Annotated in this window: 21 protein-coding genes; 12 read left to right on the top strand and 9 right to left on the bottom strand. The window is 53.7% G+C overall.

The annotated features are described in order from the left end of the window. Window positions 1–65: 65 nt before the first annotated feature. The 7 genes from bglX to DCC81_RS10515 form a co-directional block, all read right to left on the bottom strand. Window positions 66–2,402: a beta-glucosidase BglX gene (gene bglX / locus DCC81_RS10555; protein ID WP_240612961.1), complete on the bottom strand. Its 2,337-nt coding sequence runs from the start codon at window positions 2,400–2,402 to the stop codon at window positions 66–68. Window positions 2,403–2,419: 17 nt separating this feature from the next. Then, window positions 2,420–3,775: a glucoamylase family protein gene (locus DCC81_RS10550; RefSeq protein WP_240612960.1), complete on the bottom strand. Its 1,356-nt coding sequence runs from the start codon at window positions 3,773–3,775 to the stop codon at window positions 2,420–2,422. 5 nt (window positions 3,776–3,780) lie between these two features. Further along, window positions 3,781–5,301, bottom strand: coding sequence for a RagB/SusD family nutrient uptake outer membrane protein (locus tag DCC81_RS10545; RefSeq protein ID WP_108686610.1), 1,521 nt, complete (start codon window positions 5,299–5,301; stop codon window positions 3,781–3,783). An 11-nt stretch (window positions 5,302–5,312) separates the two neighbouring features. Then, window positions 5,313–8,429 (bottom strand): SusC/RagA family TonB-linked outer membrane protein, encoded by a 3,117-nt coding sequence (locus tag DCC81_RS10540; protein ID WP_240612959.1) that lies wholly within the window; start codon window positions 8,427–8,429, stop codon window positions 5,313–5,315. A gap of 1,271 nt (window positions 8,430–9,700) precedes the next feature. Then, a complete protein-coding gene (locus tag DCC81_RS10530) occupies window positions 9,701–9,952 on the bottom strand; it encodes a hypothetical protein (RefSeq protein WP_108686608.1) in 252 nt (83 codons plus the stop codon). 608 nt (window positions 9,953–10,560) lie between these two features. Continuing rightward, entirely contained in the window at window positions 10,561–11,250 is a 690-nt protein-coding gene (locus DCC81_RS10520) for an AcvB/VirJ family lysyl-phosphatidylglycerol hydrolase (RefSeq protein ID WP_108686606.1), read from the bottom strand. Between the two features lie 44 nt (window positions 11,251–11,294). Beyond that, window positions 11,295–13,883: a phosphatidylglycerol lysyltransferase domain-containing protein gene (locus tag DCC81_RS10515; protein ID WP_108686605.1), complete on the bottom strand. Its 2,589-nt coding sequence runs from the start codon at window positions 13,881–13,883 to the stop codon at window positions 11,295–11,297. A gap of 248 nt (window positions 13,884–14,131) precedes the next feature. Between DCC81_RS10515 and DCC81_RS10510 the strand changes: the two genes are divergently transcribed. The 5 genes from DCC81_RS10510 to DCC81_RS10490 all read left to right on the top strand — a co-directional run bounded on the left by DCC81_RS10510 (window position 14,132) and on the right by DCC81_RS10490 (window position 16,950). Then, window positions 14,132–14,638 (top strand): RDD family protein, encoded by a 507-nt coding sequence (locus DCC81_RS10510; RefSeq protein WP_108686604.1) that lies wholly within the window; start codon window positions 14,132–14,134, stop codon window positions 14,636–14,638. A 1-nt stretch (window position 14,639) separates the two neighbouring features. Next, window positions 14,640–15,128 (top strand): RDD family protein, encoded by a 489-nt coding sequence (locus tag DCC81_RS10505; RefSeq protein ID WP_108686603.1) that lies wholly within the window; start codon window positions 14,640–14,642, stop codon window positions 15,126–15,128. A 148-nt stretch (window positions 15,129–15,276) separates the two neighbouring features. After that, window positions 15,277–15,768 carry an RDD family protein gene (locus tag DCC81_RS10500; protein ID WP_165806544.1) on the top strand — a complete coding sequence of 164 codons (492 nt, stop codon included), beginning with the start codon at window positions 15,277–15,279 and terminating at the stop codon, window positions 15,766–15,768. Between the two features lie 73 nt (window positions 15,769–15,841). Then, a complete protein-coding gene (locus tag DCC81_RS10495) occupies window positions 15,842–16,273 on the top strand; it encodes a DUF5684 domain-containing protein (RefSeq protein WP_108686601.1) in 432 nt (143 codons plus the stop codon). A 254-nt stretch (window positions 16,274–16,527) separates the two neighbouring features. Next, a complete protein-coding gene (locus DCC81_RS10490) occupies window positions 16,528–16,950 on the top strand; it encodes a DUF5684 domain-containing protein (RefSeq protein WP_108686600.1) in 423 nt (140 codons plus the stop codon). Between the two features lie 112 nt (window positions 16,951–17,062). Here DCC81_RS10490 and DCC81_RS10485 read toward each other — a convergent pair whose 3' ends face one another. Then, window positions 17,063–17,791 carry an RDD family protein gene (locus tag DCC81_RS10485; protein ID WP_108686599.1) on the bottom strand — a complete coding sequence of 243 codons (729 nt, stop codon included), beginning with the start codon at window positions 17,789–17,791 and terminating at the stop codon, window positions 17,063–17,065. Between the two features lie 94 nt (window positions 17,792–17,885). On the opposite strand from DCC81_RS10485, the gene DCC81_RS10480 reads away from it, so the two are divergent. From DCC81_RS10480 to DCC81_RS10460, 5 genes are read left to right on the top strand one after another with little or no spacing between them, the layout of a single operon-like run. Then, complete coding sequence (locus tag DCC81_RS10480) at window positions 17,886–18,878, top strand: stage II sporulation protein M (RefSeq protein WP_108686598.1); 993 nt, start codon at window positions 17,886–17,888, stop codon at window positions 18,876–18,878. Then, on the top strand, window positions 18,879–19,772 hold the full coding sequence (locus tag DCC81_RS10475; RefSeq protein WP_108686597.1) for a hypothetical protein: 894 nt from the start codon (window positions 18,879–18,881) through the stop codon (window positions 19,770–19,772). Beyond that, a complete protein-coding gene (locus DCC81_RS10470) occupies window positions 19,769–21,028 on the top strand; it encodes a DUF4350 domain-containing protein (protein ID WP_165806543.1) in 1,260 nt (419 codons plus the stop codon). The genes DCC81_RS10475 and DCC81_RS10470 overlap by 4 nt, the downstream gene beginning before the upstream one ends. Window positions 21,029–21,031: 3 nt before the next feature. Further along, a complete protein-coding gene (locus DCC81_RS10465; protein ID WP_240612958.1) occupies window positions 21,032–22,021 on the top strand; it encodes an AAA family ATPase in 990 nt (329 codons plus the stop codon). A gap of 27 nt (window positions 22,022–22,048) precedes the next feature. After that, window positions 22,049–23,389 (top strand): DUF58 domain-containing protein, encoded by a 1,341-nt coding sequence (locus tag DCC81_RS10460; protein ID WP_108686595.1) that lies wholly within the window; start codon window positions 22,049–22,051, stop codon window positions 23,387–23,389. A gap of 40 nt (window positions 23,390–23,429) precedes the next feature. Here DCC81_RS10460 and DCC81_RS10455 read toward each other — a convergent pair whose 3' ends face one another. Next, the gene (locus DCC81_RS10455) at window positions 23,430–24,884 is read right to left on the bottom strand and encodes a serine hydrolase domain-containing protein (protein ID WP_108686594.1); all 1,455 of its coding nucleotides are present in this window, start codon (window positions 24,882–24,884) and stop codon (window positions 23,430–23,432) included. Between the two features lie 120 nt (window positions 24,885–25,004). Between DCC81_RS10455 and DCC81_RS10450 the strand changes: the two genes are divergently transcribed. Both DCC81_RS10450 and DCC81_RS10445 read left to right on the top strand, forming a co-directional pair. Continuing rightward, a complete protein-coding gene (locus DCC81_RS10450; protein WP_108686593.1) occupies window positions 25,005–25,601 on the top strand; it encodes an RNA polymerase sigma factor in 597 nt (198 codons plus the stop codon). A 78-nt stretch (window positions 25,602–25,679) separates the two neighbouring features. Further along, window positions 25,680–26,744, top strand: coding sequence for a FecR family protein (locus tag DCC81_RS10445; RefSeq protein WP_108686592.1), 1,065 nt, complete (start codon window positions 25,680–25,682; stop codon window positions 26,742–26,744). The last annotated feature ends 31 nt before the right edge of the window (window positions 26,745–26,775 follow it).

The raw sequence follows: 26,775 nt of genomic DNA, 5'->3' as shown, positions 1-26,775 counted from the left end.
GCATAAAAAAGGCTGCCCCGTTTATGGAGACAGCCTTTTTGGTTTTTGGTACGCTTCGCGCAACATTATTTTTCCAGGAGGGTAAAATCAGCGCTGCTTACATCGCGGCTGTTGCCTCCTACAAACACCGTGAAATCGCCAGGCTCGCTGGTCCATTTCATGTCTTTGTCGTAGAATTTCAGGTCTTCCGGAGTGATGTTAAAGTGAAGGGTTTTGCTTTCCCCTTTGCGCAGCATCACTTTCTGGAAGCCTTTCAGTTCTTTTACCGGGCGGGTTACGCTGCCCACCAGGTCGCGGAGGTAGAGCTGTGCTACTTCTTCTCCATCGTAGCTGCCACTGTTAGTCACGGTAACGGTTACGCCTAAAGTCTTGCCAGGCGCCAGTTTGGTCGCATCCAACTGCAGGTTGCTGTACGTGAAGGTGGTGTAGCTCAGGCCATAGCCGAAGGGATATAGCGGGTCATTGGCAACGTCCAGGTATTTCGAAGAATATTTATTGGCCTCGTTGAACGGGCGGCCGGTGTTCTTGTGATTATAGTACACGGGGATCTGGCCTACCACACGGGGGAAGCTCATGGTGAGCTTTCCGGCGGGGTTGTAATCGCCAAAGAGCACGTCTGCGATGGCATTACCGGCTTCCGTGCCCAGGAACCAGGTTTCCAGGATGGCCGGTACATGCGCGTCTTCCCAGGTGAGGGTAAGTGGGTGGCCGTTGCTCAGCAGCAGTACTACCGGCTTACCGGTCTTCAGCATGGCTTCCAGCAGCGGGCGTTGGTTCTCCGGGATGTCCAGATCAGAACGGCTGGCGGCTTCCCCGCTCATGCCGCAGGTTTCGCCCAGGGCCACCACCACTACGTCTGCTTTACTGGCAGTGGCTATAGCTTCGTCTATCAACTGCTGGGGTGTCCTGGGGTCCAGTTCAATGTTGCCGCCAAATGCGTTCAATTTTTTGATCAGTACGGAATCCCCCAGGATGTTGCAGCCTTTTGCGTACAGCACCGTGGCATTGCCGGCCTGGGCCTTCACACCATCCAGGATGCTTACGGCTTTGTGCCAGTCGCCGGCGGCGCTCCAGGTGCCTATCATATCGCGCTGGTCATTGGCCAGGGGGCCTACCACTGCAATGGTGCCGCTCTTTTTCAGGGGCAGTACCTGCTGTTCATTTTTCAGCAGTACAATGGAACGTTTGGCAATATCGCGGGAGGCGGCACGGTTTTCCGCGTTCAAGATCTCTTTGGCCGCGCGGGCGCTGTCGGAAAATTTGAAGGGATCATCAAAGAGGCCCAGCTTGTACTTTGCTTCCAGCACGCGTGCTACGGCCGTGTTGATCTGTGCGATCGTGATCTTTTTATCGTCCAGTAATTTCTTTCCTTCGCTGATATACACACTGCCCTGCATATCCATGTCCACACCGGCATTGAGGGCCAGGTTGCCTACATCATAAGTATTGGCGCCCACGCCATGGTTGATCATTTCATTGATGGCGGTGTAATCTGTTACCACAAAGCCTTTGAAGCCCCACTCCTTGCGCAGCAGGTCTGTCATGAGCCATTTATTGGCCGTAGCGGGTATACCGTCCACTTCGTTGAAAGACGTCATTACAGATGCCACCCCTGCATCCACCGCGGCTTTGTAGGGAGGCAGGTAGAACTGGTACATCTGGCGGCGGCTCATGTCTACCGTGTTATAGTCACGGCCGGCTTCCACAGCGCCATACAGGGCAAAGTGCTTTACGCATGCCAGCACCGCGTTATTGGCCCCCAGCTGGGTGCCCTGGTAGCCTTTTACTTTTGCTTTGGCCACCTGCACGCCGTACCAGGTATCTTCACCCACACCTTCTGCGACCCGGCCCCAGCGCGGGTCACGGGCGATGTCCACCATGGGGGAATAGGTCCAGTGCAGGCCATCTGCCGCGGCTTCCGCAGCCGCTACGTGCGCACTTTTTTCCAGCAGGGCCATATCCCAGGTACAGGCTTCGCCCAGTGGAATGGGGAAGATGGTCTTATGCCCATGGATCACGTCAAAACCGAAGAGCAAGGGTATTTTCAGGCGGGTTTGCATGGCCAGTTCCTGCAGCTGGCGGGTGTATTGCGGCGTATAGGCGTTGAAGATATTGCCGCAGCGGCCAGCCAGGATGTCCTGCTTGTAACTGGCCCGGATGCTGGGGCCTGTTACATCCATATCGCTGGTAAGCAGGTTCAGTTGCCCCAGCTTTTCATCCAGGGTCATTTTTGCCAGCAGGCTGCTCACAAAGGCGTTCATCTTTGCATCAGCTGCCGTAGTGCTCATCCTGGCAGTGACATTGGTACTTTTCGTTTTCGGCAACTGGGCCAGGGCAGGCATGCTCAAACAAAGGCCCATGGCCAGTAAGCCGGCTCTCAACGTGGAAGAAAGTTTCATCATCTTTTAACGTGTTTTTTTTATTGCTGCGGTATAGCGGGGCTGGTAAAACCCAGCTTTTTAAGTCCCTGTTGTACTTCCGGGCACGACATAAATAATTTCCAGAGCAACCCACTGCGGTAGTTCTCTATCATCACCACGATAGGCCCCTGGTCTATGGCCAGGTACTGGTAGTCGTACCAATTGCGGCTTTCGTTGAAGGCATCGGTAAAACCATATTCTTTCCAGAGCTGGTCCTTTTTCTGCGTATAAAAGTAGTTCAAAGCCTGCATAGAATATGCGGGTGTGTATGGAAAGGCAGATAATGCGGCAGAAGGGGTAATGGTGCCATGATCATTGGTGGGTGAAAAGGCGTCGTAACCATTATCCGGTGCATCGCTGGCGGTGAGGCCCCAGCAATCCGGCCCGTAGTTAGGATAATGGTGAGGATTTTCAATGCAGTACTGCCGGTTAATGAGGGTATGATGCAGGTTCTGTTCCCAATAGTCTGCATATTGGTCCTTCAGTCCCCGCGGGTCCAGGCCCAGGAAAGAGTATTGCGAAAAGAACAGCGGCCCGCCGTAAGGGAAGCCCAGTGGCAGTTTGATGCCGTAATATTCATGCCCGTTCAGGAAAAAATTGCTCATAGCCCAGCCCAGGTGGTACACACGGGGCGTGATGGGATAGTTCTGGGAAGATGCCGCCAGCACGTAAGCAATGAGGCACTCGTTATAACCACGGATAGGATGGTTCATGCTCCACCCGTTGTTGGGCGACCAGTGCCAGTACAGCACATCCTGCCCGTCATGGGTGTACCAGTTCCATTCGGCATCGCCCCAGAGCCAGCCTATTTTGGTGCGCAGCTCCTGTTCCTTGCGGCTGTTGCCGGTGAAATACTGGCGCACGGCCAGCAGGCCCTGGAACATATAGGCCGTTTCCACCACATCGCCTCCATCATCTTTCCGGGAAAAGGGAATGGTCTTGCCGGTAGTACCATTGAGCCAATGCGCCCATATGCCGTGGTAATGGTCTGCCCGCACCAGGAAGTTCACGATCTTCAGTAAGCGGTCCAGGCCTTCTTCCCGGGTGATGAACCTGCGCTCAATGCCTACCAGGATGGCCATTACCCCAAAGCCGGAACCGCCTATGGTCACAGTGTCCGGCGTGGTGCTACGTTCCGGGGCCAGGCCGCTTACCGGGTGGCCAAATTTCCAGAAATAGTCAAACGTGCGGTGCTGCACCAGGGTAAGCAACGCAGTGTCTATTGCCACCTCCGTACCCTTCATTTTTTTCAGGCCGGTACTCCCCTTCTTACGGTTGATCTGTGCGGTGCCTGCGGTAATGCAGCAGGCCACCAACAGGATGGTGGCCATGCTTTTTTGAATGAATGCCTTCATAAGATTTATTGATAATTCGGGTTCTGCTCCAGGTTACCATTACTCAGCTGTATTTGCGCGGCGGGAATGGGGAACACCTCGTTCTTGTTGGCCGTCCACACTTTGTTGCCATCTGCCTTAAACGCGGCAGCAGCGCGGCCCGGCACAATGGCATTCTGGCGCACCAGGTCAAAATAACGATCATGCTCCATGGCCATTTCTACGCGGCGCTCATGCCAGATCTGTTCCTGCGTTACACCGGTGATGCCCGTAAGGCCGGCGCGGGTGCGCAGGCGCAGGATGTCTGCATCTGCCTCCGCCCCCTTACCTAGTGCCAGCGCGGCTTCTGCGTGAATGAGCAATATTTCTCCATAGCGCAGGATCTTCATGTTCTTGGGCAGGTAATCTGTGCTGCCGCAAAACTGCTCCTGGGTGCGGCTGTGGTAAGCCTTGTAATTGTACGTGCTGTTCTGCACAGAGTCCTGGCCGGGTATGCGGAAGCCGTCAAACAACACGGTGCCGGTTTTTGTAATGAAGATCACGGTACCGGCTTCGCGTTTATCACCTGGCTCGTATGCATTGAGCAGGCTTTGGGAAGGCGTGTTAAAGCCCCAACCCAGGTCTGCCCAGCCGCCTTTGCCTCCCTGGCGCGGCCCCTGGCACTGCACGTAATTGATGATGGTGGCCTGGCAGGCCGTGTTAATACCGGTTTGCACCTCAAAAATAGATTCCACGCTGTTGTTTCCTTTCTCCCGCCAGATGTCTGCATAATTATCCAGGAGATCGTAGCTGCCCACCAGCTGCTTTACAATAGAATCTGTAAGCTGATACGCCATCTGGTAGTTTTTCTGGTAGAGATATACCTTGGCCAAAAGTCCCATGGCAGCGGCTTTGGTGGCACGGCCCACATTGGTATTACCCTTGATGGGCAGGTGGTCTGCAGCGTAGCGCAGGTCTGTGATGATAGCGGTATATAACTGTGGTGCGGGTGTGCGGGTCTGGTATTTAGGATTGTTCAGTTCTTCATTGGGCGGCAGGGTATCGATGAGGGGCACGCCCCCAAACAGGCGCACCATGTTGAAATAAAGATAGCCGCGCAGGAAACGTACTTCCCCTTCCAGCTGCTGCTTCACCTGGTCTGTGGCAGGACTGAGCGGCAGCACCGCCAGCACCTGGTTGCCCCGCGCAATTACGCGGTAGTAGGCAGACCACACGTTGTTGATGCTGCCCACGTGCGAGTCCATGGTAAGCTGGTCCAGGGCGCCCTTATCGGGTTTGGAATCATCCGGGTTACTGCCTTTGTCTCCATCGTCTGATGCAATGTTGGTCATGCCGATATAATCAAATCCATGCAGACTTTCTGTCCAGAGGCCGTTGTAAAGGCCCGTCACCAGGTCTGTGGCGGCTTTCGGGTCTGACTCAATTTCATCCTTGGTGATAGCGCCTTGTGGCGGCACGTCCAGGAACTTTTTACAGGCCGGGAGCAGTGTGCAGGCCAGCAGGAAAATGAAGGCGCTGCGGTATGTGAATGTTACAAATTGTTTCATGATCAGGTGTATTAAAAGCTAAGGTTTACACCAAACGCATACGTGCGGGTGGTGGGGTACGCATTCAGGTCCACGCCGGCTTCCAGCGGGTTGGTACCAAACACTTCGGGGCTGAATCCTGTATACTTTTTAATAGTAAAGAGGTTCTGGGAAGTGAGGTACACGCGCAGGTTGTTAATGTGTGCACGTTGCAGCCATTCCTTCGGGAATGTATAGCCCAGGGTCAGGTTATTGAGCCGCAGGAAATTGCCTTTCTCTATAAAATAATCAGAGGCCGGTGTGCTTTGCGTGATCAGTGCCGGGTTGCTGTTTGACGGGTGGGCTGTGGTCCAGCGGTCGTTTGCAAAGGCCGATTCAATGTTGTCGCGCGTGTCTGCGCGGTTGGCTTTGCGGCCGTTATAGATCTTATTGCCGGCATTGCCATAAAAATTAGCTCCCAGGTCAAAGCCCATGTAGCCTAAGCCTACATTGAAACCATAATAACATTTGGGCTGGTAAGAGCCTGCGTAGTATTTATCATTGTCGTCAATGGTACCACTGCCATCCAGGTCGGCGTACTTAAAATCGCCGGGGGCGGCGCCAGGCTGTAACAGGTCTCCGTTCTTATTCACATACTGGTTTATCTCCTGTTGGTTCTGGAAAATGCCGATCACTTTTCGCACGTAGTAGCTGCCCACCGGCTGCCCGTTATCCGTGCGGGTTACGTATCCTTGCTGGCCTACACCGCCTGCCAGCAGGGCCTGTCCGCCGTTGAGCCCTACTACCTTGTTGGTATTGAAAGTGATGTTGCCGCCCACGCTGTAGGTAAAGTCTTTTCCTATTTTATCGCTCCAGTTGGCAGAAAATTCAAAGCCTTTATTCGTATAGGTGGCAGCGTTAGTTACATATTGATTATCCGGGTCGCCAAAGATGGCGGGAATGGTCACAAAGGTGATGGCATCCCTTGTCTTCTTGCTGTAGTAATCCAGCTCACCGTTCAGGCGGTTGTTGAGGAAGCCGTATTCAAAGCCCACGTCGTACTGGTCGGTGATCTCCCATTTCAGGTTGGCATCTTTGATATCCTGGATCACGGTACCCAGCTGCAGGTTGTTATCGAAGAAGTAGGGCACATTAATGCTACCTATCACCGTATACAGGTTACTGGCAATATTATCATTCCCCAGTTGTCCCCAGCTGGCGCGCAGTTTCAGGAAGTTAAGCACTTTGCTGTCGTGCAGGAAATCTTCTTCCGTGAGCACCCAGCCTACGCCCACCGTGGGGAAGTAGCCCCAGCGGCTGGCAAACTTGGAGCTGCCATCCGCGCGCAGGGATGCAGAAAGCAGGTAGCGGCCTGCATAGTCATAGCTCACGCGGCCTACAAAAGACTGGCGGGTAAATTTATCGCCCCCGTTGGTAATAGTGGACTGCCGGTCCGGGTCGCCCAGGTTCAGGTACCATTGATCTTTGGATGCCGGCACATTGATGCGGGAACCGGAGAGCGTGTCTGCCGTAAATTGTTCCGTAACAGTACCGGCCAGCACCGTGATATGATGCTTGTCGAAATGCTCTTCCCACGTTACGTTGTTATCCCACACCCAGCGCAGGGAATTGCCTTTGTACACCGTGAGTGAACTGTTTGGCTGCTGCTGTGTACCACCGCCGGGGGAGAAAGTATTGTTATCGTTGAGATATTGGTAATAGTACGCGCGGTTGTTGCCATAGTTAAGATCTGCGTTGAATGCCGTGTGAAAGCGCAGGGATTTGATGGGCGTAAAATCAATGGCCACGTTGCCCAGGAAGCGGTTATTCACCAGGCGGTTATCCCGTTTGTCCAGGCTCAGGATGGGATTACCCACGTTACCGAAGGAAGAGGTATTGCCATACAGGTTGCCCACTTTTGCGGGCACAATGGGCGCAGCGCGCGATGCGTTGGGCAGCACGGTAGCTACATCCACAGCCTGCTCCCCGCTGTGGGAGAAGGAAAGCTGGGAACTGAATTTCCACTGGTCGGAAATATTCACATCGTTGTTTGCACGGAACGTAAGGCGGTTAAAATCATTGGTCCGCACAACGCCATCCTCCTGGTTGTAACCCAGGCTATAGTAAAATGTACTTTTTTCTGTACCACCGCTCAGGGAAAGGTTGTGCCCCATCTGGAAGGCATTGCGCAGCACTTCGTTATACCAGTCTGTGCTTTGATTGCCGCTGTAGATCAGGCCATTGGCGCGGTCTTCATCGAGCTGTGCGTAGGTGCCAGGTGATGAGAGCTGGAGGTAGTCCGTGTATTGCTGCGCGTTAGCCAGCTTCACAATGTTTGCCGCCTGGCGGAAGCCCGCGTTGCCATCGTAGTTGATCTGCATTTTGCCCGCCTTGCCTTTTTTAGTGGTGATGATGATCACCCCGTTTGCGGCACGTACGCCGTAAATGGCCGCAGAGGCGTCTTTCAGCACATCCATGCTTACAATGTCCGCATTGTTGATATTGCGGATATCATCGGTCAGCACGCCATCCACCACGTACAGCGGGTTTACGCCGGCGAGGGCGGAGCCGGTGCCCCGCACCCTCACTTGTGGTAACTGGTTAGGCTGGCCGGAGCTGATCACCTGCACGCCGGCCACTTTACCCTGCACAGCCTGGGTAGCGGTTTGCACAGGTTGCTGGGCCAGTTCCGGTCCCTGTACTTTGGAAATGGCGCCGGTAAGATCGCGTTTGCGCTGGGTGCCATACCCGATCACCACCACTTCGTTGAGTTTATCCTGTGAATTTTTGAGAGAGATGTCTACCGTGGCGCGGCCGCCTACCGGTATTTCCTGTGGCTCGTACCCAATGTAGCTGACCTGGAGCACGGCACCCTGGCTGCCATTGGGCAGGTTGATAGCATAGGCGCCATCCGGGGCAGTTACGGCGCCCAGTGCGGTACCTTTTACGCGGACGGTGACCCCGGGCAGGGGGGCACCGGCGGCATCGGTCACGTGGCCGGTGATCTTTACTGCCTGGAAAAATGCAGTGGCCATGGCGGCGTGCATACCCGCCATGGTAGCACTTCCGGCGGCAAGGCGATGGCTTGCCAGCGGGCGGGCGGCAAGGGGCAAAGCGCCCGTTAGCGCTGCCAATAGCAGGAAGCAGCCAAAGCGTAGCGATTGTCTCATAAGCTTGTGTTTAAAGAAGTAAATAAGTACACGGGCTGGCGGCTACAGCGCAAGTTTTCCGTGGAGTCATGTTCTGTTGTACCCAGTAGCCGGCGCATGTTGTTTCAGGGGAACGGGCTATCGTTTTGCATAACAAACGCTGATCGGGTAGGTGTTATATGTGGAATCCCACAAGATGGATGCCGGAGATGTGGGGCAATGCATATGTACGAAGATTAAATGCAGGGTGGCGGCGGCACTTAACAAGCAATTAACCATCAAGAGATCAGCTCGCCTTATTTTTATAGCAGATTACTTTTTTCTCTCTTCATACTCATTTTTGTCCCCAAAGAAAACACCAAGCGATTGGGTCCCCGGCTATTGGGCCGGGGATTTTTTGTTTTCTCCCCAATGGAAACACCAGGCGATTAGGCCCCCGGCTATAGGATCGGGGATATTTTTTGTTTTCGCCCCAATGGAAACATCAAAGCGATTGAGGCCCCGGCTATGGGGCCGGGGATTTTTTTGTTTTGTCCCCAAAGAAAACACCAAGCGATTGGGTCCCCGGCTATTGGGCCGGGGATTTTTTTTGTTTTCTCCCCCCAAAGAAAACACCAAAGCGATTGAGGCCCCCGGCTATCGGGCCGGGGATTTTTTTCGGATGGAGCGAATGCCGTTTTTTTTTGGGGGGAAGAGAGCCGTGCGGGGTGTGGACGAAGGTCCTGCATTTTTCTGCGAAGAATGTGGGCTGCGGTTGCAATGTCCTGGGTGGGATGGCCGCCCCAGGCCCCCCCCGGGAGGGCAGCCCCCGGGTGTGGAGCAACCCTGCTGGCGCGGGTTCCCCGGCCATCATACGCATAAATCCACATTTATGCGCATCCACCCATGCCGTGTGGTGATCGCGCCCGGTTCCACCAGGCATAAAAAAGCAGGTAACTCAATAGAAACCTGCTATACGAATTTTCTAATCTAAACCGCAATATGAATTTCACAACGCTGGCGCGGAAAGGCGGCCGGCATTGGTCATTACATACTACTTAACTTTTTTCAAGTGGTAGGGAAAATAGGACGGATAAGACAATTAAGAACACCTGTTGCGCAGGCAGTTCACTTTCCGTGCGGCATGAAAGGCTGCAAATAGCGGGTAGGGATCCTGCGTACTTTCCAGTGTAAAAATAGTGAGGGAAAAGGGGATATGGGTTAACGCCCCGTTAATGCGGGGTTAAATAGGTGTTAAGCGGGAACGTAAAACGGCAGCACACAGCACCGGGCTGCGCACTGCCGGGTGTGGTCTATGAATTTACTTCGTCGAGCACGGACTGGGAAAAGCGCACATTGAAGCCGCCTTTTTCCGCATAAAAATAACTCTCCTTGTAGCGGTCGTACTCGATGGGGGCGCCAAGTTCACGCATCATTTTGAGGAATTCGAACAGCGTGCGTTCAGAGATGCGCATTCTTTTGGCGAGGGCGGCGGGCGTGCCGGTGCCCTTGATGCGGATAAGATGATCAATGGTCTGTAGCCGTTCAAAATAACGTTTAGGCATATACGCTTGCTTTGTGGTTAACAATAGATTTTACGAAAACAGGGGCCGGGGAATGGATATATTCCGCAGGCATACCGGCCGGGCGGGCATGCGGGTACGTAGTACTTACAATAGGTCCGTAGGCGCATTGGCAACTGGTGCGCGGGAATGGCAGCAGCAAGGTGTGTGTACTTTGCATATGCAGTCTTTTTGATATTTAGGCCCCGGTTCAAAACCGGTGCATCTCTCATGGGGATACTCTCTTTCGGTTATTAACTTCCTTTGAATATGCACTGGTCATGGACAACCAGGGTCAAATGTATTGATTACAACAAATAGTAGCGCCTGCTTTTGGGAATACGCTAAACTGGTAAATGTAGCAACACTCCTGTGGGTTAAATGGTGTTTGTTGATGTAGCAGATCATTCCTTAAGGCAGTCCCGGGTTTGTATTATCAAGTGTACCAACCTGGCGGTCATGTATCTCGAGCAGGTAAGTACTGCTATCTCCCTGCATGCAAGATAGCGCACACAAATGCAGGAATACTGCACTAAAGCCGTTACCGGCCCCGGCAGCAGGAATTAGCTAAATCGGAAGATCGCTGAAGTAAGTAACTGGTTTAGTGGAAATTATCTTTCTTCAAAATGTGCAATAATATCATTGGAGACCCGGTTGGCATCTTCATCATAGGTGTGGCCGCCAGGGAGGATGATGTATTTATAATTGTGGATGGACAGCAGCTTGAGGTCAAAGTCTTTTTCTTTATCGCCAAAAATGAGGAGCAAGGGTTTGTTACTGACCTTATTGATCTCCGCCGGCACATCCAGGCTGCGTTTTGCCGGCTTGCCGATCATGTCTGCCACATGCACCTGCAGGTCTGTACTGGTACTGGGAGAAAGCAATATCAGCTGCTTTACATTGGCTTGCAGCGCCGCCGGCAGGTGGGTGTAGATAAAAGGCATTACATCCGCACCGAAAGAGTAGCCCACCAGGATCACCGGCTGCCGGTCCCATACCTGCTGGTAATGGGTGATCAGTGCTGCCACTGCGGCGGCGGCTTCTTCATTGGACCGCTTGCTCCAGAAATATTTCAGGGAATTAAGCCCGATGGTGGGATAGTTATGCGCTGCAAAACTGGCCAGCAGGTTGCTGCTGAATTTTTTCATTCCTCCATCGCCAGTGAGGTAGAAGACAATGGGATGGCCGGCATCATGGGCCGCCGGCGTGATCTGGGCGGGCAGTTGGTCTATTTGCTGTGCCATCACCGGGGCAGCCGCCAGCAGGGCCCCCGTCATCATCAGTATTTGCAAGTATCTCATCAACGCGCTTTAAAAGATCGGTCTACAAATTTCACTCCATATTGCTAAGGCTGCATCACCTTACTCAGGGCCCCCGGCAATTGCAGGAGGTCAAAATCGTGCTCGTATACCAGGTATTTATTGAGCCAGCGGGTGGCATATTTCTCCTTGAAATCGCGCAGGCCCTGGTAATGGCGGAAAAGGCGCACATTCTCATATGCAAATTTCACTACCTTCTCGGCAGTGTTCTGCGGCTCTTCAATGCCGGACATGGGCACCATGCCCAGGTTCAGGAATTGCAGGCCCTTGTTCCTGGCGTCTTCTATAAGCGCTATCAGCAGGGCGTCCATTACGCCGCCGGGGGCATCGTTGGTCTTGCGGATCAGGTCGTAAGTGCACTCGCCGGGGGCATAGTCCGGGATGATGTTGAGGAAGGCCACTACCTGGCCTTCATTGTCCGTTACGGTGATAATGTCCTGCTGGCGCAGCACCGCCGCATCAAACAGGCCCTGGGAAAAGGTGAGCTCCTTTACATCATATTGCGCCAGCCATTCATCGCTTACCTGGCGCAAGGCCTGCAGCAGGCCCGATTTCTGGGGTGCCCGGTGGATGGTGGTCACAAAGCCTTTTGCCGCCAGGCTGTTCAGCCCATTGCGCAGGGATTTTTTATCCTTACCGGTCAGGGTAAATGTGTTGAGGTCCAGGATGGCTTCCTGGCCTATGAGTAGTTTTTTCTTCTTCAGCTGGTTGAAATAATAGGTACTGTCTTCATCTACCCGGTAGAAAGCAGGGCGGAGGCCCATTTTGCGGCATTGGGTGTCAAACTCGCGGAGCAGGTCCAGTTTATTGGCCTCTTTGCACACCGGCTCTTCCAGCACAATGGCAAACCCATTGGCAATGCGGTAAGCCAGGAAACCTTCCAGGGTATCGCTTACAAAAAGCAGCTTGTCTTCCCCTACCTTAAAATAATCCATCACGGAATCGCCGTACTGGCTCAGGTAGAACAGGGCTCTTTCCTGCGATACATTGGTACGCTCCGCCACCTTCAGGTAAGGGCGGATGATGGTGTAAAACAGGAAGGCCCAGGCGCTTACGCCCAGCACGTGTATGCCCATGAGAAACTCGTTCCCAAAGCGGGTGTATGCCCGCAGGCCGTCATTATCCAGCAGGAAAAAGGCGTGGAATGCGTAGAGTAAAGATTGCTGCCAGGTAAAATCAATGCGAAAATGCCGGTAGTTCAGGAAATAGAACCCGATGGACCCAAACACCGCCACTACGAAGAAGGTGGCCAGCGCCGTGATCACCCCAATATTCACCAGCTGCCGGTTGCTCTTTACCCGGTAGTGCCGGCTGGTGGCCAGCAGGGTTACCGCCGTGATCACCGCCAGCGAAGCTTCTTCATAATCCAGGGCCTTACTGATATGGCCTATGGCTGAGAGGATGGACACCAGCAATGCCACGATCCACGCGCTGCGCAGGCCGCGGAACAGGAAGGTGGCCGTGACCAGCAGTACCAGTCCCATAAAGATCACCAGCAGGTTAGACGCGTGAATGCTGTCACCGGGAATATAGGCCCGGAGAATGTGCATACGATTGGCCAGGGGTGGGGTAAGCACGGAAAAGATATTGACCATGCCCAGTAAAAAAATGAGCACTGGCGGCACCAGGCGCAGGATGAGGTTACGGCCTTTGAGCGCAAAGGCAACCAGCCCGCCCAGCAGGGGCAGCCAGAACTCAAACAGGCGGTAAAGCAGGGTGATCTCCAGGGCCTGCACATCCTTGAAACCGTAACTGCTCAGCAGGTAGGCCAATGAGAGCTCAATGGCGCCCAGCCCGCGGAGGAAGGGCGATACAATGAGGAAAATAGTAGCTACAATGTAGCCCACGCAGGCCGCCTCCAGGGAGGGCGTTACCCCGGAGGCCAGCATGGCGATATACAGGTGCCCGATGCCTGCCAGCTCAATGAGCACAGAGATCACCACCGTACCGGTGAAGGCCCCCTTCTGCAGGTTAAAGGAAGAAATCTCATTGACATATTGGGCAAAGGCCGGCACCTGTTTTTCCAGCCACAGATACAAAACACTTTTGGTACGGATGGCCCACACCAGGGCCACCACGGCAGACAAGATAAGGCAGATGCTCACCAGCCCTATTACAGACTGCCCGTGCTCCGAGGGGTGGCGCAGCACCGCAAAGAGCACCACGGGAATGCCCGCAATGAACACGGATAAAATGCCCACAAATCCATAAATACCGGAGGCCTGGTGTACCTCCTGTTTGTGCAGGTCGCCCTTGCGGAGGCTCTGGGGCAGATAAGCCAGGGAGCTTACCCCGCCGGCAGGCAGGAATACGGAAATGAGGTTACGTTTCAGGAAAAGCTCCAGGCTGCGCCAGATGTCCAGCCGCACGTTCACGGCGCGGAAACTGTACACATACATGAGTGCCTGCAACAGGATATAAATACCGGTAAGGGCTATGCCGGCCAGCATCCAGCTTTGGTTAGCACCGGAAATAGCAGGGATCAGGGATTGCAGTTCGTGGCGCTCCTGGCGGAAAAAGTAAATGGCCAGCAGGATAAACAACACAGCCAGCATTTCCTTCCAGTGCAGTTTCTTAAAAAAAGGGGACTTGAAAATATTCCAGTTTATGGGCATACAGGTACGTTTCTGCGCGCTAGCGGCAGGTGGAAAAACAGGATCTTCATTACAACACCACGCCGCTCGCACTTGAACGGACAAATCTACGTTTTTTGCCCTTACCGGAGGGCGGTTAAAATGTGATTAAAAGCCCGGCAGGCACTGCCTTTTTTCACTAAAATTCTGTAGGCTCCCGGCTATTGCTTATATAAAAATGAACATGTACATTGTGTAATTCCTAAACATCCATTTAATACCTGCTTATCATGAATGAAAATTACCTGAGCCCCGAAAATTCTGTACTGGGCGACCTGGGTGCGGAAAATGTACTCCCTGTGCGCAAACGCGTCCGTTTAGCCAATTTCCTGCTGGATCTCATCGTACTGGCATTTGTCGGCAACATGATCAATGGCCTTTTAGTGATGATAGGCCTCTACAATGCCACGTCGTACCCGGTTTACACGCCCGGCGGCGACCTGGGTGAGTTCTATGCCAGCTACATGCCAATGTTTTATGCGATGATGCTGAGAGGCACGATCATCAACATTGCCTACTACACCCTTACCGAGTGGCTGCTCAAGGGCCAGACCATCGGCAAGCTGATCACCGGCACACAGGCGGTGAACAACCGGGATTTTGCACCGGTAAACTTTACCCAGGCGCTGGTGCGCAGCCTGTGCCGGCACATTCCCCTGGAATTTATATTCTGCCTGTTCATGCAACCCTGGCACGATACCATTTCCGGCACCCTTGTTATTAAAAAGAAAAAATAATATGCAAGATCCCAATACTACTTATGACAACAGCCCATCCGTACTGGGCGAGCTGGAATTTGCCGATACGCCGGAAGAAGCCAGCAAAGGCATCCGTTTCCTGAACATGATCCTGGACCTCGTGTTCATGCTCCTGTTCTTTTTTATCATCTGCGGCATGGCAGGCGTGGTGATCGGGTTAACCGGCAACCGGGCCCTGCTCAACTTTATCCTCCCGCCGGAGAATTATCCCGGGCAGCTGCTTTGGGGCGCTGTGCTTACGGCTGTTTATTATACGCCGACCGAAGGCCTACTGAAAGGCCGCTCCCTGGCAAAACTCATTACCGGTACCCGTGCCGTGGACCGGAACACCTATCAACCGGTGTCTGTCGGGAAGGCGTTCCTGCGCAGCCTGTGCCGCTCCATTCCCTTTGCGCCATTAATAGCCCTTGCAAGCACGCCCTTGCATGACTCCATTACCGGAACGACCGTCGTAAAGACCAGGAAGTAAATACGCAACTGGTTCAAATACAACTTATCAAATGCCCGGGTCGCAAAACCCGGGCATTTTTGTGCGCCGGCGGTCCATGCCGGTGGCATTTTTTGCCCGTATTTTGCTTACATTGGGTTACCACCCCCGCGGTGGAATTGTTTCGCTTATGGCCAACAATCAGCACCTGACCGAACTACATCTCGAAGAAATTGAGCAAAGGCGCACGCTCACCGCAGCACCGCTCCTTGCACGGGCTGTCAGCTTCCTGGCAGACTGCTTTCTTTTTTATGCCACGCTGTTTGCAGCCAATTTTATCCTCCTGTACATCCCCACCCGCATATTCGGGTACAATTTCCCCTCTATCCTGCTTCGCCCCCTGGCAGGTGGGCCGGCGCTCTTCAACCTGGTATACATGGGCTGCTGCGTGCTGCTGTACGTGGCATACTACACCCTGCAGGAAACCTGGCTGGGCGGGCAAACCATGGGCAAGCGCCTTACCGGCACGGAAGCCGTACAGGCAGACGGCGCGCGCATCACATTTTCCAAAGCCCTTACCCGCAGCCTGTGCCGCCTTATTCCCCTGGATCTTATCTTTGCCTTTACGCCGGGCGGTCCGCTGCACGACCGGCTGTCCAACACCATTGTAGTAAGACTTTAATCCTTAAATAAAAACACATACATTTACATTAAACTATATTCTTATTCACCCCCTTAAACCACTGAACCCTTCTATGGATCAATTGGATCAAACACAATCCCTGGCACTTGCCGGCTTTATGATGACCTTTATGCTTTTTACACTGGTCCTGTCCGCCTTTTTTATCGTAGTAAGCTGGCGCATTTTTACCAAGGCCGGCCAGCCAGGCTGGGCTAGCCTCATTCCTATTTACAGCGCTGTGATACAGTTCCGCATCATTGGCAAGCCCTGGTGGTGGATCTTCCTTTGCTGCATTCCGCTGGTAAACATCTACTTTATCATCGTGGCGCTGAATGAACTGTCCAAGAGCTTTGGCAAGGATACCGGCTTCACCGTGGGCCTGTTTTTCCTGTCTTTCATTTTCTATCCCATCCTGGCCTTCGGCAACGCCGTGTACTTAGGCCCGGGCGGTGTTTCCGGGGAAAACGTGGATAACACCATACAGGGTATCGGTCAATCTGTTTAAGCACCGCAACAGCAAACATCATTATCCCGCCGGCTATTCCCGGCGGGATTTTTTTATGCCCGGAAACACATGTGCATTTATACACATAACTTATATTTTAATACCTTAACGATCTCAATTTTTGAATAAATTCGGTTCTGGAATTTCAGGACTCCGAATTAAACACCCCAATGATACGGACCCGTGTTGTGTGGATGCCCCACGCTCTGCATGTGCAATAACCATCAATCATAATCCTCAAAAAACGAAAAATCATGAATGAGTACTCCAATGGTACCTCCGGGATGGGGGCAGTTATGGGCTTTATGTCCTTCATTTATTTCCTTGCTATCATTGCGTCCATTGCCGGTATGTGGAAAATATTCCAAAAGGCCGGGGAAGAAGGCTGGAAAGCCATTATTCCTATTTACAACCTGATCATCCTGCTGAAGGTGATCGGCAAACCTTGGTGGTGGCTGTTCCTGTTCTGCATCCCGCTGGTGAACATTTACGCGGCCGTGATGGTATGTTACCTGCTGGCAAGAAGTTTCGGCAAGGACGCGGGGTTTGCGGTAGGTATCTTTTTCCTGGGCTTTATTTTTATTCCCATGCTGGGTTTTGGGAGCGCCCGTTATATCGGGCCTGGTGGCAATGCGCAGGACCTGGATCAGCGCATTGGCAGCATAGGGCTTAGTTAAGCGCTATTTTTCCCGACCGGTACGTACGTCCCGCCACATTTCCCGGCGGGACTTTTTTGCATAAAAAAGCCCCGCCTCCCGGCAGGGCCATTGCGCGCAGCGCTATAAAGAGCTATGCCCTTGTTACCAGGTAGTTATAATCATTGAGCAGGGTTTCGAGGAACATCATGTCGTTCATCTGTGTGTCAATTTTCAACACCGTTTTTACACGCTCCGCCACGCGGTGCGCCAGTACAAAATCCTGCTGTTTTACGGCCCTGTCCAGCAGTTCCTTCACCTTATTGAGGTCCTTGTCAGACAGTTTGAGGATCTGGAAGAACTGGGGCTGGTAGTCCACCGCTATGTTGCGGAAAATGGTCTGGTCCAGGCTGTGCTTAGCCTTGGTATCCACCACGATGGTGCCGGCTACCAGGTCGCCCACACGCTGGCTGTAGGGAGAGCGGGCAATGGCGATAAGGGCCACGGCGCCGCAGAACACCATGGGTGATTCTATGAAACGCATAAGAGAACGCAAGGCTACCTGGCCGGCGGTAGGCTGATTACCCATGAGGCTTACCACCTTAATGCCCACCGCGGCCTTGCCGGGGGTACGCCCCCCCATGAGCCACTCACACAGGAAAAAATAAAGGGTGAAGGGGATGGCCACCACGATGCCGTAGTAAATGCCATCCAAAGAGGCATTCTCTATGTGCAGCACCTGGCTGTCCAGGAAGATCAGCGCCAGCAGGAACACGATGCGCACAGCGGAATCGATAAGATAGGCTAACAAACGTTTGCCCGTATCGGCCGCTTCAAATTCGAGGTCAATGTTAAAGGCGGTAGGTATTTTAATAGAAGACATGAACGAATTTACTAAAATGATTATATCTTGTGCTGCTAAGAAAAATGTTTTTCATTTAACCCACAGTTTTTAAAGTGCCCCGTAAATTTAAGGAATGAGAGAGTCACTTTTCATAAAACGCAACCGTGAACGCTGGCAGAAGATCCAGGAGCAACCCGCGGAAGACCCGGATGAAATGGCCGCCGACTTTACCACCCTGCTCGACGATCTGGCCTATGCCAAGACCTTTTATGGCTTTAGCAAGGTGACGAATTATATCAACGGGCTTGCCTCCACTATTTTCCAGCGCATTTATAAAAACCGTAAGGAGGGCCAGGGCCGCATCCGCAATTTCTTTTTCCTGGAACTGCCCCTTACCTTCCGCCGCTACCAGCGCATCTTTTTATTTACCACGCTGTACTTCCTTTTTTTCTGCGTTATCGCCGTTTTGTCTGCCGCGCATGACGATACTTTTGTACGCAGCATCCTGGGCGATGAATATGTGAATATGACAGAGCGAAACATTGCCTCCGGCGACCCGTTTGGCGTGTATAACAATGGCAATGAAGTGACCATGTTCCTGGAGATAGCCTGGAACAATATTTCCATTGCCCTGCAAACATTTGCAGGCGGCATCATGGCCGGCCTGGGGCCTTTTTATACGCTCATTGTGAATGGCCTCATGCTGGGCTCATTCCAGTACATGTTCTTTGCCAAAGGCCTGGGTATGCCGTCTGTGCTGGTGATCTGGATCCATGGCACACTGGAGATCTCTGCATTGATCCTGTCTGGCACGGCGGGCTTCATCATGGCATCGCGCCTGTTGTTTCCCGGTACGCTGCGCCGCGTGGATTCCCTGAAGCAGGGCGCCCGGGACGGGCTGAAGGTCATGGTGATGGTAGTGCCCATGCTGGTGTGCGCCGGTATACTGGAAGGTTTTGTAACCCGGCATACGCATATGCCGCTGGCCATCAGCCTTTTCATTCTCCTGGCCTCCCTGGGCTTTGTACTGTTCTATTTTGTCTTTTATCCCATCTACCTGCAGCGCAAGGGCTATACCCTGGACGTGGATGGCAAAGTGCGCATACCTGAAAAACCGATTGAGTAAATGTTTCGTGACCGAAAAAAAATATGGACAATACTGGTAGCACTGTACACCGCGCTTACGGCCCTGCCGGCGGCGGCGCAGCAACAGGACACTGTTTATGGATACCAGGTGCCTACAGATACTACTTACGATGCCACCACTGTAGTGGACAGCGCCGCGGCGGAAGGTTATGAGCCGGATTCCGTCACCTCCGACGCAGCCACCAACTACACCGCGCTGGAAGACCGCGTGCGCAATGGGAACCATGCCCTGTACGATACTTCCAATGCTCCTGAAGGCGCCCGCGCAGACATAGACTACGCCAGCCGCTGGCCGCGCAACCTGGGGGAGGATGCCAGGGAAAAAATGCTGAAAGACAAAGCGCTTAATTACAACACGCGCGAAGGCAAGCCCTCCGCTTTCATAGTGGGCCTGCAGGCATTGCTGAATGTCATTTTCATGCCTACGCTCTACATCCTGCTTTCTGCCACGCTGGTGCTGGTGATCTTTTATATCCTGCAAAGCAATGAAGTACAGCTCTTCCGCCGCAAATCAAAGCCACTCGCGGAAGTGGCGGAAGTGCCTGCGCAGCAGGATGAGGATGTGGCCACCGCCAACTTTGAAGGCCTGCTGCAACAGGCCGTGGCGGCGGGCAACTGGACCGCTGCCACCCGCTACCTGTACCTCTACACCCTGCAGCAGATGCACCACAAAGGCCTGCTGCGGCTGGGACAGCATAAGACCAATTACGATTACCTGACGGATGTACGGAACACCCGTTGGTACAAACCGTTCTCCCTGCTTACGCTGGACTACGAATATGTGTGCTACGGCCACTTTGAGCTCTCGGGCGCTGATTTTGAAAAGATCCACGCTCAATTCAACGCATTTAAACAAGACCTGCAGCAATCGTGAAAGCAAAGTATATCCTGATCCCACTGGGGCTGCTCCTGCTGCTGGTGATCCTGCAGCTGGTAGCCGCCCTGTCTGCCACCACGGCCGGCCGGAACGAGGTAAATACCGCCCAGCCCCGGGACGTCACTTATTCTTACAAGGACAAAAGGCCTTACGGCGGCTACGTGGCGTACCACTGGCTGCAGCAACTCTGGGATGATAAGAAACCCAGTGTGATCACCCGCTCCTTTGCATCGGCATATAACAGGAACGCATCGATGAAGGACGGAGGCAATATATATGTGATCCTGGCAAACCATAACTACACCAGCCCCGGCGACCTGCGCGCCATGAAATCATTTGTGGAAGATGGCAACACCCTGGTACTGGGCATTTGCAGGCCAGACTCCGCGCTGGACGCCACTTTTGGCTTCAGGACCGCTTACTCAGACGGGCAATTCTTCGGCATGCAACGGACGCGGGAACAGGACACGGTCATTAACTTCCTCAGCCCCCTGCTGGACCAGCGTACTTTCCTGGGCGGCTCCCTGCACGCTGCCAACTACTTCACCAGCGTGGATACCGCGGTGACCACCATCCTGGCCACAGACCGTGACCATAAGGCCACCTTCATCACCATTGCCCAGGGCAGCGGCCGGGTGCTGGTCCTGCTGGATCCTGTGGCGCTGACCAACTACCCGCTCCTGAGCCACAACAACCACCGCTTTATGGAGAACGTGTTTGGGTATGTGCCCAATTACGTGAACAACAACACGCTGTACTGGGATGAATTTTACAAATACCAGACGGCGCCCCGTACAGATGCTGATGACAGCAACGGCCTGTTTGCACTCATGAAGCGTTACCCGCCCATCCGCTGGGCAGTGTGGCTTACACTGCTTACGGTGCTCTTCTACATTGTGTTTGAGAGCAAGCGCCGGCAGCGCATCATTCCCGAAATACCTCCGGTGGCCAATACTTCCGTGGAGTTTGTGAAGACCATGGGCAAACTGTATTTTGAACACCATAACAATACGAACCTGGCCGGTAAAATGGCCATGCAGTTATTAGAGTATATCCGTAACCGTTATAGCCTGAACACGCAGGAGCTGGATGAAGCCTTCATGGAAACCCTGTCGCGCAAATCGGGCTATCCCCCGGAAGACACCCGCGCCCTGGTGTACCAGGCGCTCCAGGCCCGCCAGGGATATAACTTTACGGACGAAGACCTTCACGCATTTTATACCGCAACCCATCAGTTTTATCAAAATAATTAGTCAATGGAAGAAATGGAATTTCAGGGTTTTCAGAACCGCACCAATTTCACCGTCCTGCAGGATGCCATCCTGGCCATCCGCGCGGAGATCGGTAAAGTGATCGTGGGACAGCACCAGATGGTGGACCTGCTGATCATAGGCCTGCTTTCCGAAGGCCATATCCTCGTGGAAGGGGTGCCCGGCGTGGCCAAGACCCTGGCCTCCAAGCTGCTGGCGCAATGCGTGGATGCACAGTTTGCCCGCATCCAGTTCACCCCGGACCTGATGCCGGCAGACGTATTGGGCACCTCGGTTTTCAACCCGAACAGCCGCGAATTTGAATACAAGAAAGGCCCCGTGTTTGCCAACATTGTGCTGACGGATGAGATCAACCGTGCCCCGGCCAAAACACAATCTGCCCTCTTTGAAGTAATGGAAGAGCAGCAGGTGACCAACGATGGTATCACCTACAAGATAGACCCGCCCTTCATGGTGATAGCCACCCAGAACCCCATTGAGCAGGAAGGAACTTACCGCCTGCCGGAGGCCCAGCTGGACCGCTTCCTGTTCAAAGTGATCGTGCAATATCCGACTGCCGCGGAAGAAGTGACCATGCTGCAGACAGCCCACCGTGAGCACCGCAAAGGCGGCTCTGCCCTGCAGGCCGCAAAAGTGGTGAGCGGACAGCAGATCACGGATTTCCAGCTCCAGATCCGCGGCGTGGTGATAGAAGACAAACTACTGCATTACATCTCCGAGATCATACAGGCTACCCGCCTCAATTCGTCGCTGTACATGGGCGCGTCGCCCCGCGCATCCCTGGCTATTATGAACTGCGCCAAAACGGTAGCGGCCATGAAGAACCGCGACTTTGTAACGCCGGATGACATCCAGTACATCGCGCCCCACATCCTGCGCCACCGCATTATGCTTACGCCGGAGCGGGAGATGGAAGGCATCAGCCCCGATGAAGTGATCCAGGAAATTTTGAAAAATGTAGAGGTGCCCAGGTAGGCGCTGACGCCCTAACAGCATACCATTATGCTTAAACAATTTTATAAAGCGCTTTTCTTCACCAGCCGGTTCTATCTCACGGCCCTGGCCATTATCCTGGGCCTGGTGGTGGCCTTTTTTGTGCCACCATTGTTCTTCATCGCCAGCTTTTGTGCACTGGCGCTTACGCTGCTGGTGATCATGGATATTTTCCTGCTGTTTGGCACCCGTGTGCCGGTGGCTGCGGCACGCCGCATGGCCCAGCGTTTCAGTAATGGTGACCAGAACAGTGTGAGCCTTACGGTGGACAACCCGCACCGCTTCCCCATCCGGGTAAAGGTGCTGGAGGAACTGCCCTTCCAGTTCCAGCGCCGCGATTTTGTGCTGCAGGCGCGCATTCCCGCGCAAAAAAGCCATGTATTCTCTTACAACGTGCGCCCCGTGGAGCGTGGAGAATACAGCTTTGGACATGCCAACCTGCTGGTAACATCTTTCTTCGGCCTGGCAGAGCGCCACTACCCTGCCGCCACACCGCAGGTGGTGAAGGTGTTCCCGTCCTACATGCAGCTGCGCCAGTATGAGTTCATGGGTTTCCAGAACAAAATGCAGGACCTGGGCGTGCATCGCCGCCGTACCATAGGCCACAGCATGGAGTTTGACCACATTAAGGAATACGTGCAGGGTGACGATGTGCGCACCCTCAACTGGAAAGCCACCGCCCGCCGGGGCGGCACGCTGATGGTGAATAACTACGTGGAAGAAAAGTCGCAACAGGTGATCTGCATCATTGACAAGAGCCGCATCATGAAAATGCCTTTTGACGGCCTTACCCTGCTGGACTACGCGATCAACTCCACCCTGGTGTTCAGCAATGTGGCCCTGCAGAAAGGTGATAAGACCGGACTGGCTACATTTGTAGAGCGCCAAACGGATTATCTCCCTCCTTCCAATAAAAAAGTGCAGCTGAACAAGATCCTGGAAATGCTGTATGCCCAGGAAACCCAGTGGCAGGAAGCGGACTTCCAGCGCCTCAGCGTGCTACTGCGCACATCGCTGACACAACGTTCCCTGCTGGTGTTCTTTACCAACTTTGAATCTCTTTCCGGCATGCAGCGCCAGCTCCCTTACCTGCGCAAGCTGGCCCGCTACCACCTGGTGATGGTGATCTTCTTTGAAAATACCGGCCTCCGCGCCCTTACCAGCGGCATGGCCCATACTACGGAAGATATTTACATACAGACCATTGCCCAGAAATTTGCAGACGAGAAAAGGCTGATCGCGAAGGAACTGAACCGCTATGGTATTATCACGGTGCTGAGCACACCGGAACAACTGACGGTAAATGCGGTGAATAAGTACCTGGAACTAAAGGCTAGTATGCAGATCTAACCAATGGCCCTACGCCGGGCAATGCAGGCCTGGCAAGGGCTTACCGGCTTTTCAACACGGCCAGGATCTTCTTTGCCGGCTCATTGCCGGGAAACATTGTCACAGATTTTTCGTACATGCGCACAGCGTTAGCAGTGTCTCCGCTTTGCAGCAGGGCCTTACCATAACTGTCATAGGTGTTCCAGCTCCCGGGGTACAGCAGGGTGGCCAGTTTCAGCGCTTCTGTGGCAGCCGCGTTATGCCCATCCTCCAGTAATTCCAACCCCAGTGCATTCAGCTCCCACTCCGTGGCAATATAGTGTGCAGTGTCTGCACGGTGCTCATTAAAAAATACGGTTGCCGTATTTATGCCCTCCCGGTAAAGCTTCTGGACATAAGGCAGAAAAAGCGACTGCCTGCCATGGTCTGCTTCCGGAAAATATGGACGACCGGAGAGCAGGTTTACACTGCCCCTACAGGCATCCCCAAAATCCGGGCTTTCATAATCATCCAGCAGCACCACCACCCGGCGGTGCGTAATATCCCTCCAGAAAAAACTGAATGCTCCCGGCTCTTTTCCCGTGTGCATGGCCACTTTGCCGGCGCTGGTGTCTACCGGTATAAACCATCCGTAACCGTAAGCGGCGGGCCCAAATTCGCCCGGCTGTGCGGCCGTGAGCGGAACGCAGGGATCGGCCCTGAGCAAGCGGTGCGTGGAAAGTGCCTGGTCATATTTCAACAGGTCCTGCGCTGTGCTCACTACGTTTGTAGGTCCCTGCAGCCAGCGCAGGTTGTATGTCCAGGGCCTTACCTTTTTACTCTGGTAAATGCTCTCCATATCGCCGAGGTAATGGTGGCGCACCAGGTAGCCCGGCACCATCCGGGTGCTATCCAACAGGTAAGTATGTGTCATGCCCGCGGGAGTAAAGACATAGCGGTGCAGGTATTGGCCAAAGGCCATACCACTTACCCGTGCTACCAGGGAAGCCAGTAACGCGTAGCCTACATTATTGTACCGCCAGTTGCTCCCGGGCGCAAAGGCAAGCTGGTGGCCCCTTAACGCAGGTATAATGTCTTCATTGTAAAAGCGGCGGGTGCTATCTTTTTCAATGAGGGGGAAAAATAATTCTTCCTTATCCGGCAGACCGGAGGTATGGGTGAGCAGGTGCCGTATGGTGATGCCGGGGAATGGGAAATCCGGGAAATACTTCACCAGGGGGTCCTGCACCGAGATTTGCCGGCGTGCCGCCAGTTGGAGCACTGCCAGTGCGGTAAAGGATTTGGATATGGAGCCGAGCTGGAAGGCATCTCCAACCTGGTGCCCAAACCCCTGCTGGACGATGATGTGCCCCTGTTCTGCAATGAGCACCACACCATGGATGGGGTGGCTGGCAAAGAGGTTGTAATACCCCTTCGCTGAAACGGCCCCCGCGTCAGGGGCAGGGAGGTTGTCCTGCCCCCGGGCATGGCCTGCGCATAGCTGCACGCAGCAGCAAACAAACAAGATGTATCTCATAACAGTAATCTACGAAACATTTCGTACATAATAGGTATTTTACCTTTTCATTAACTTCTGCCCCTTCCCCTGAAAAAGCAGTGCAGGTGTTTTACTTTGGCCGGCCAATGCCAAAACCGTATGCACAGCGTTACTGAGATCAGGAATGGAAATTATGCTGCTTTCGACGAGGCCTACCAGCTCCTGCACATCAAGGTGTTCCGCTTTTTTCTGAAGCGTGTGCAGTTACATAACACTGCGGAAGACCTTACTCAGCAATGTTTTATCCGCCTCTGGCAGTATAGGAGCACCTTGTCTGAAGAGCACTCTTTGGACAAGCAGCTTTTTGTGATGGCCCATAGCCTGCTCATTAATCATTTCCGCAAGCTGGCTACGGAAAAAGAATACAAGACCCACATTTCCCTGCAATATCCCCTGGAGCCGTATACAGACCCCGATGAACGTTTTGCCCGCAAAGATCAGCTGGAAGCGGCTTTGGTGCACCTGCCTCCCGTGCGGCAGCGGGTGCTCATCCTCCGCCTGGTACATGGCTATAGTAACAAAGAAATAGCTGACCAGCTTTCTGTATCTGTAAAAACCGTGGAGGACCATATCCTTAAAGCTATACGCGCCATGAAAAAGTTGATCCCCCTGGTATGGCTGCTGGGCGCCCTCAACGCGCAAATGCCCGCCACATGCGATGCCCGGCCCAATGATGCCATTTCCCATATTAACTAAATGTTAAGAGCAGGGGAAAGCCCATGACCAGTTGTATATAGTTTCAAAACCAGATCGTTTTTCCAAGTCACACACTTCATGCAGCAGATTCCAGACGAGCAGATTGAAAAGTTTTTACAGGGGCAATGTGATCCTGCAGAAGCAGCAGCCGTTGCGGAATACCTGCAGCAACACCCGGAACATCCCTTGCTCCGCGAAGCGTGGGCACAGACAGACGGTGAAACCGCCCTGGCGGGCAATGCATCCGCACGCATGCGGGCTTACGTGCACACACACACACGCCCCCGCAAAGCGTTCATGTATTATGTAAGCCGCGCCGCTATTGCCGCCTCGCTGGCTATTGTGGTGGCATTGGGGTACAACCGGTTTACCCAACCCGCCACACCGGTAGCACAGCAAGCCATAAAACCAGCCGTAAAGCCGGCACCTGCTATCCAGTGGGCCGGGCTTATCAACCGCAAGGGCACGCCGCAGCAATACACGCTGCCCGATAGCTCCGTGGCCATCCTGTATCCCGGCTCCTACATCCGTTATCCTTTGCACATGGGCCGCAGCACACCGGGTAGTAACACGCGCGATGTATACCTGGAAGGCAAAGGCCAGTTCAAAGTGGCGCGCAATGCAGGACTGCCCTTTACTGCTTATGCAAAAGGCATAGGCGTTACAGCGCTGGGCACCACGTTCACCCTCACCACGCAACAAAGCAGTACCACTGTGCGGGTACAACTGCTGGAAGGCCGGGTGGTAGTACGTTCCAGCCAGCGCAATGCAAGGCTCCAGGCCATTTACCTCCACCCCGGCCAGGAATGTGTGGTAGATGACCAGCTTAGCAACGTACAGGTAACGCGCAGCGCGGGCAGCAGCACCATCGAGGTACCAAAAGCTCCTTCCACCGGCAATGAAGGCATGGCGCTGCAGCCCCTGTCATTCTCCGGAGAGCGGCTGGACCAGGTGTTTGACCGCATTGGCAGGCGCTTTGGTGTGAAGATCGAATACGCGCAGGCGGGCGCAGACCAACTGGCATTTACCGGCACCTTCCTGCCCACAGACGACCTGGAAACCATCATTAACGTGATCTGCAACATTGACGACCTGACCTATCAATGGCAGGACAACCGGATCATCATCAAAAAATCAAACTAAAGTCCTGGGAACATAGATTGTCCAAACACCC

The organism is Chitinophaga parva, from assembly GCF_003071345.1.
Taxonomy (GTDB): Bacteria; Bacteroidota; Bacteroidia; order Chitinophagales; family Chitinophagaceae; genus Chitinophaga; species Chitinophaga parva.
The sequence above is the reverse complement of the archived record's forward strand: the minus strand, read 5'-3'. Positions and strand labels throughout refer to the sequence as shown.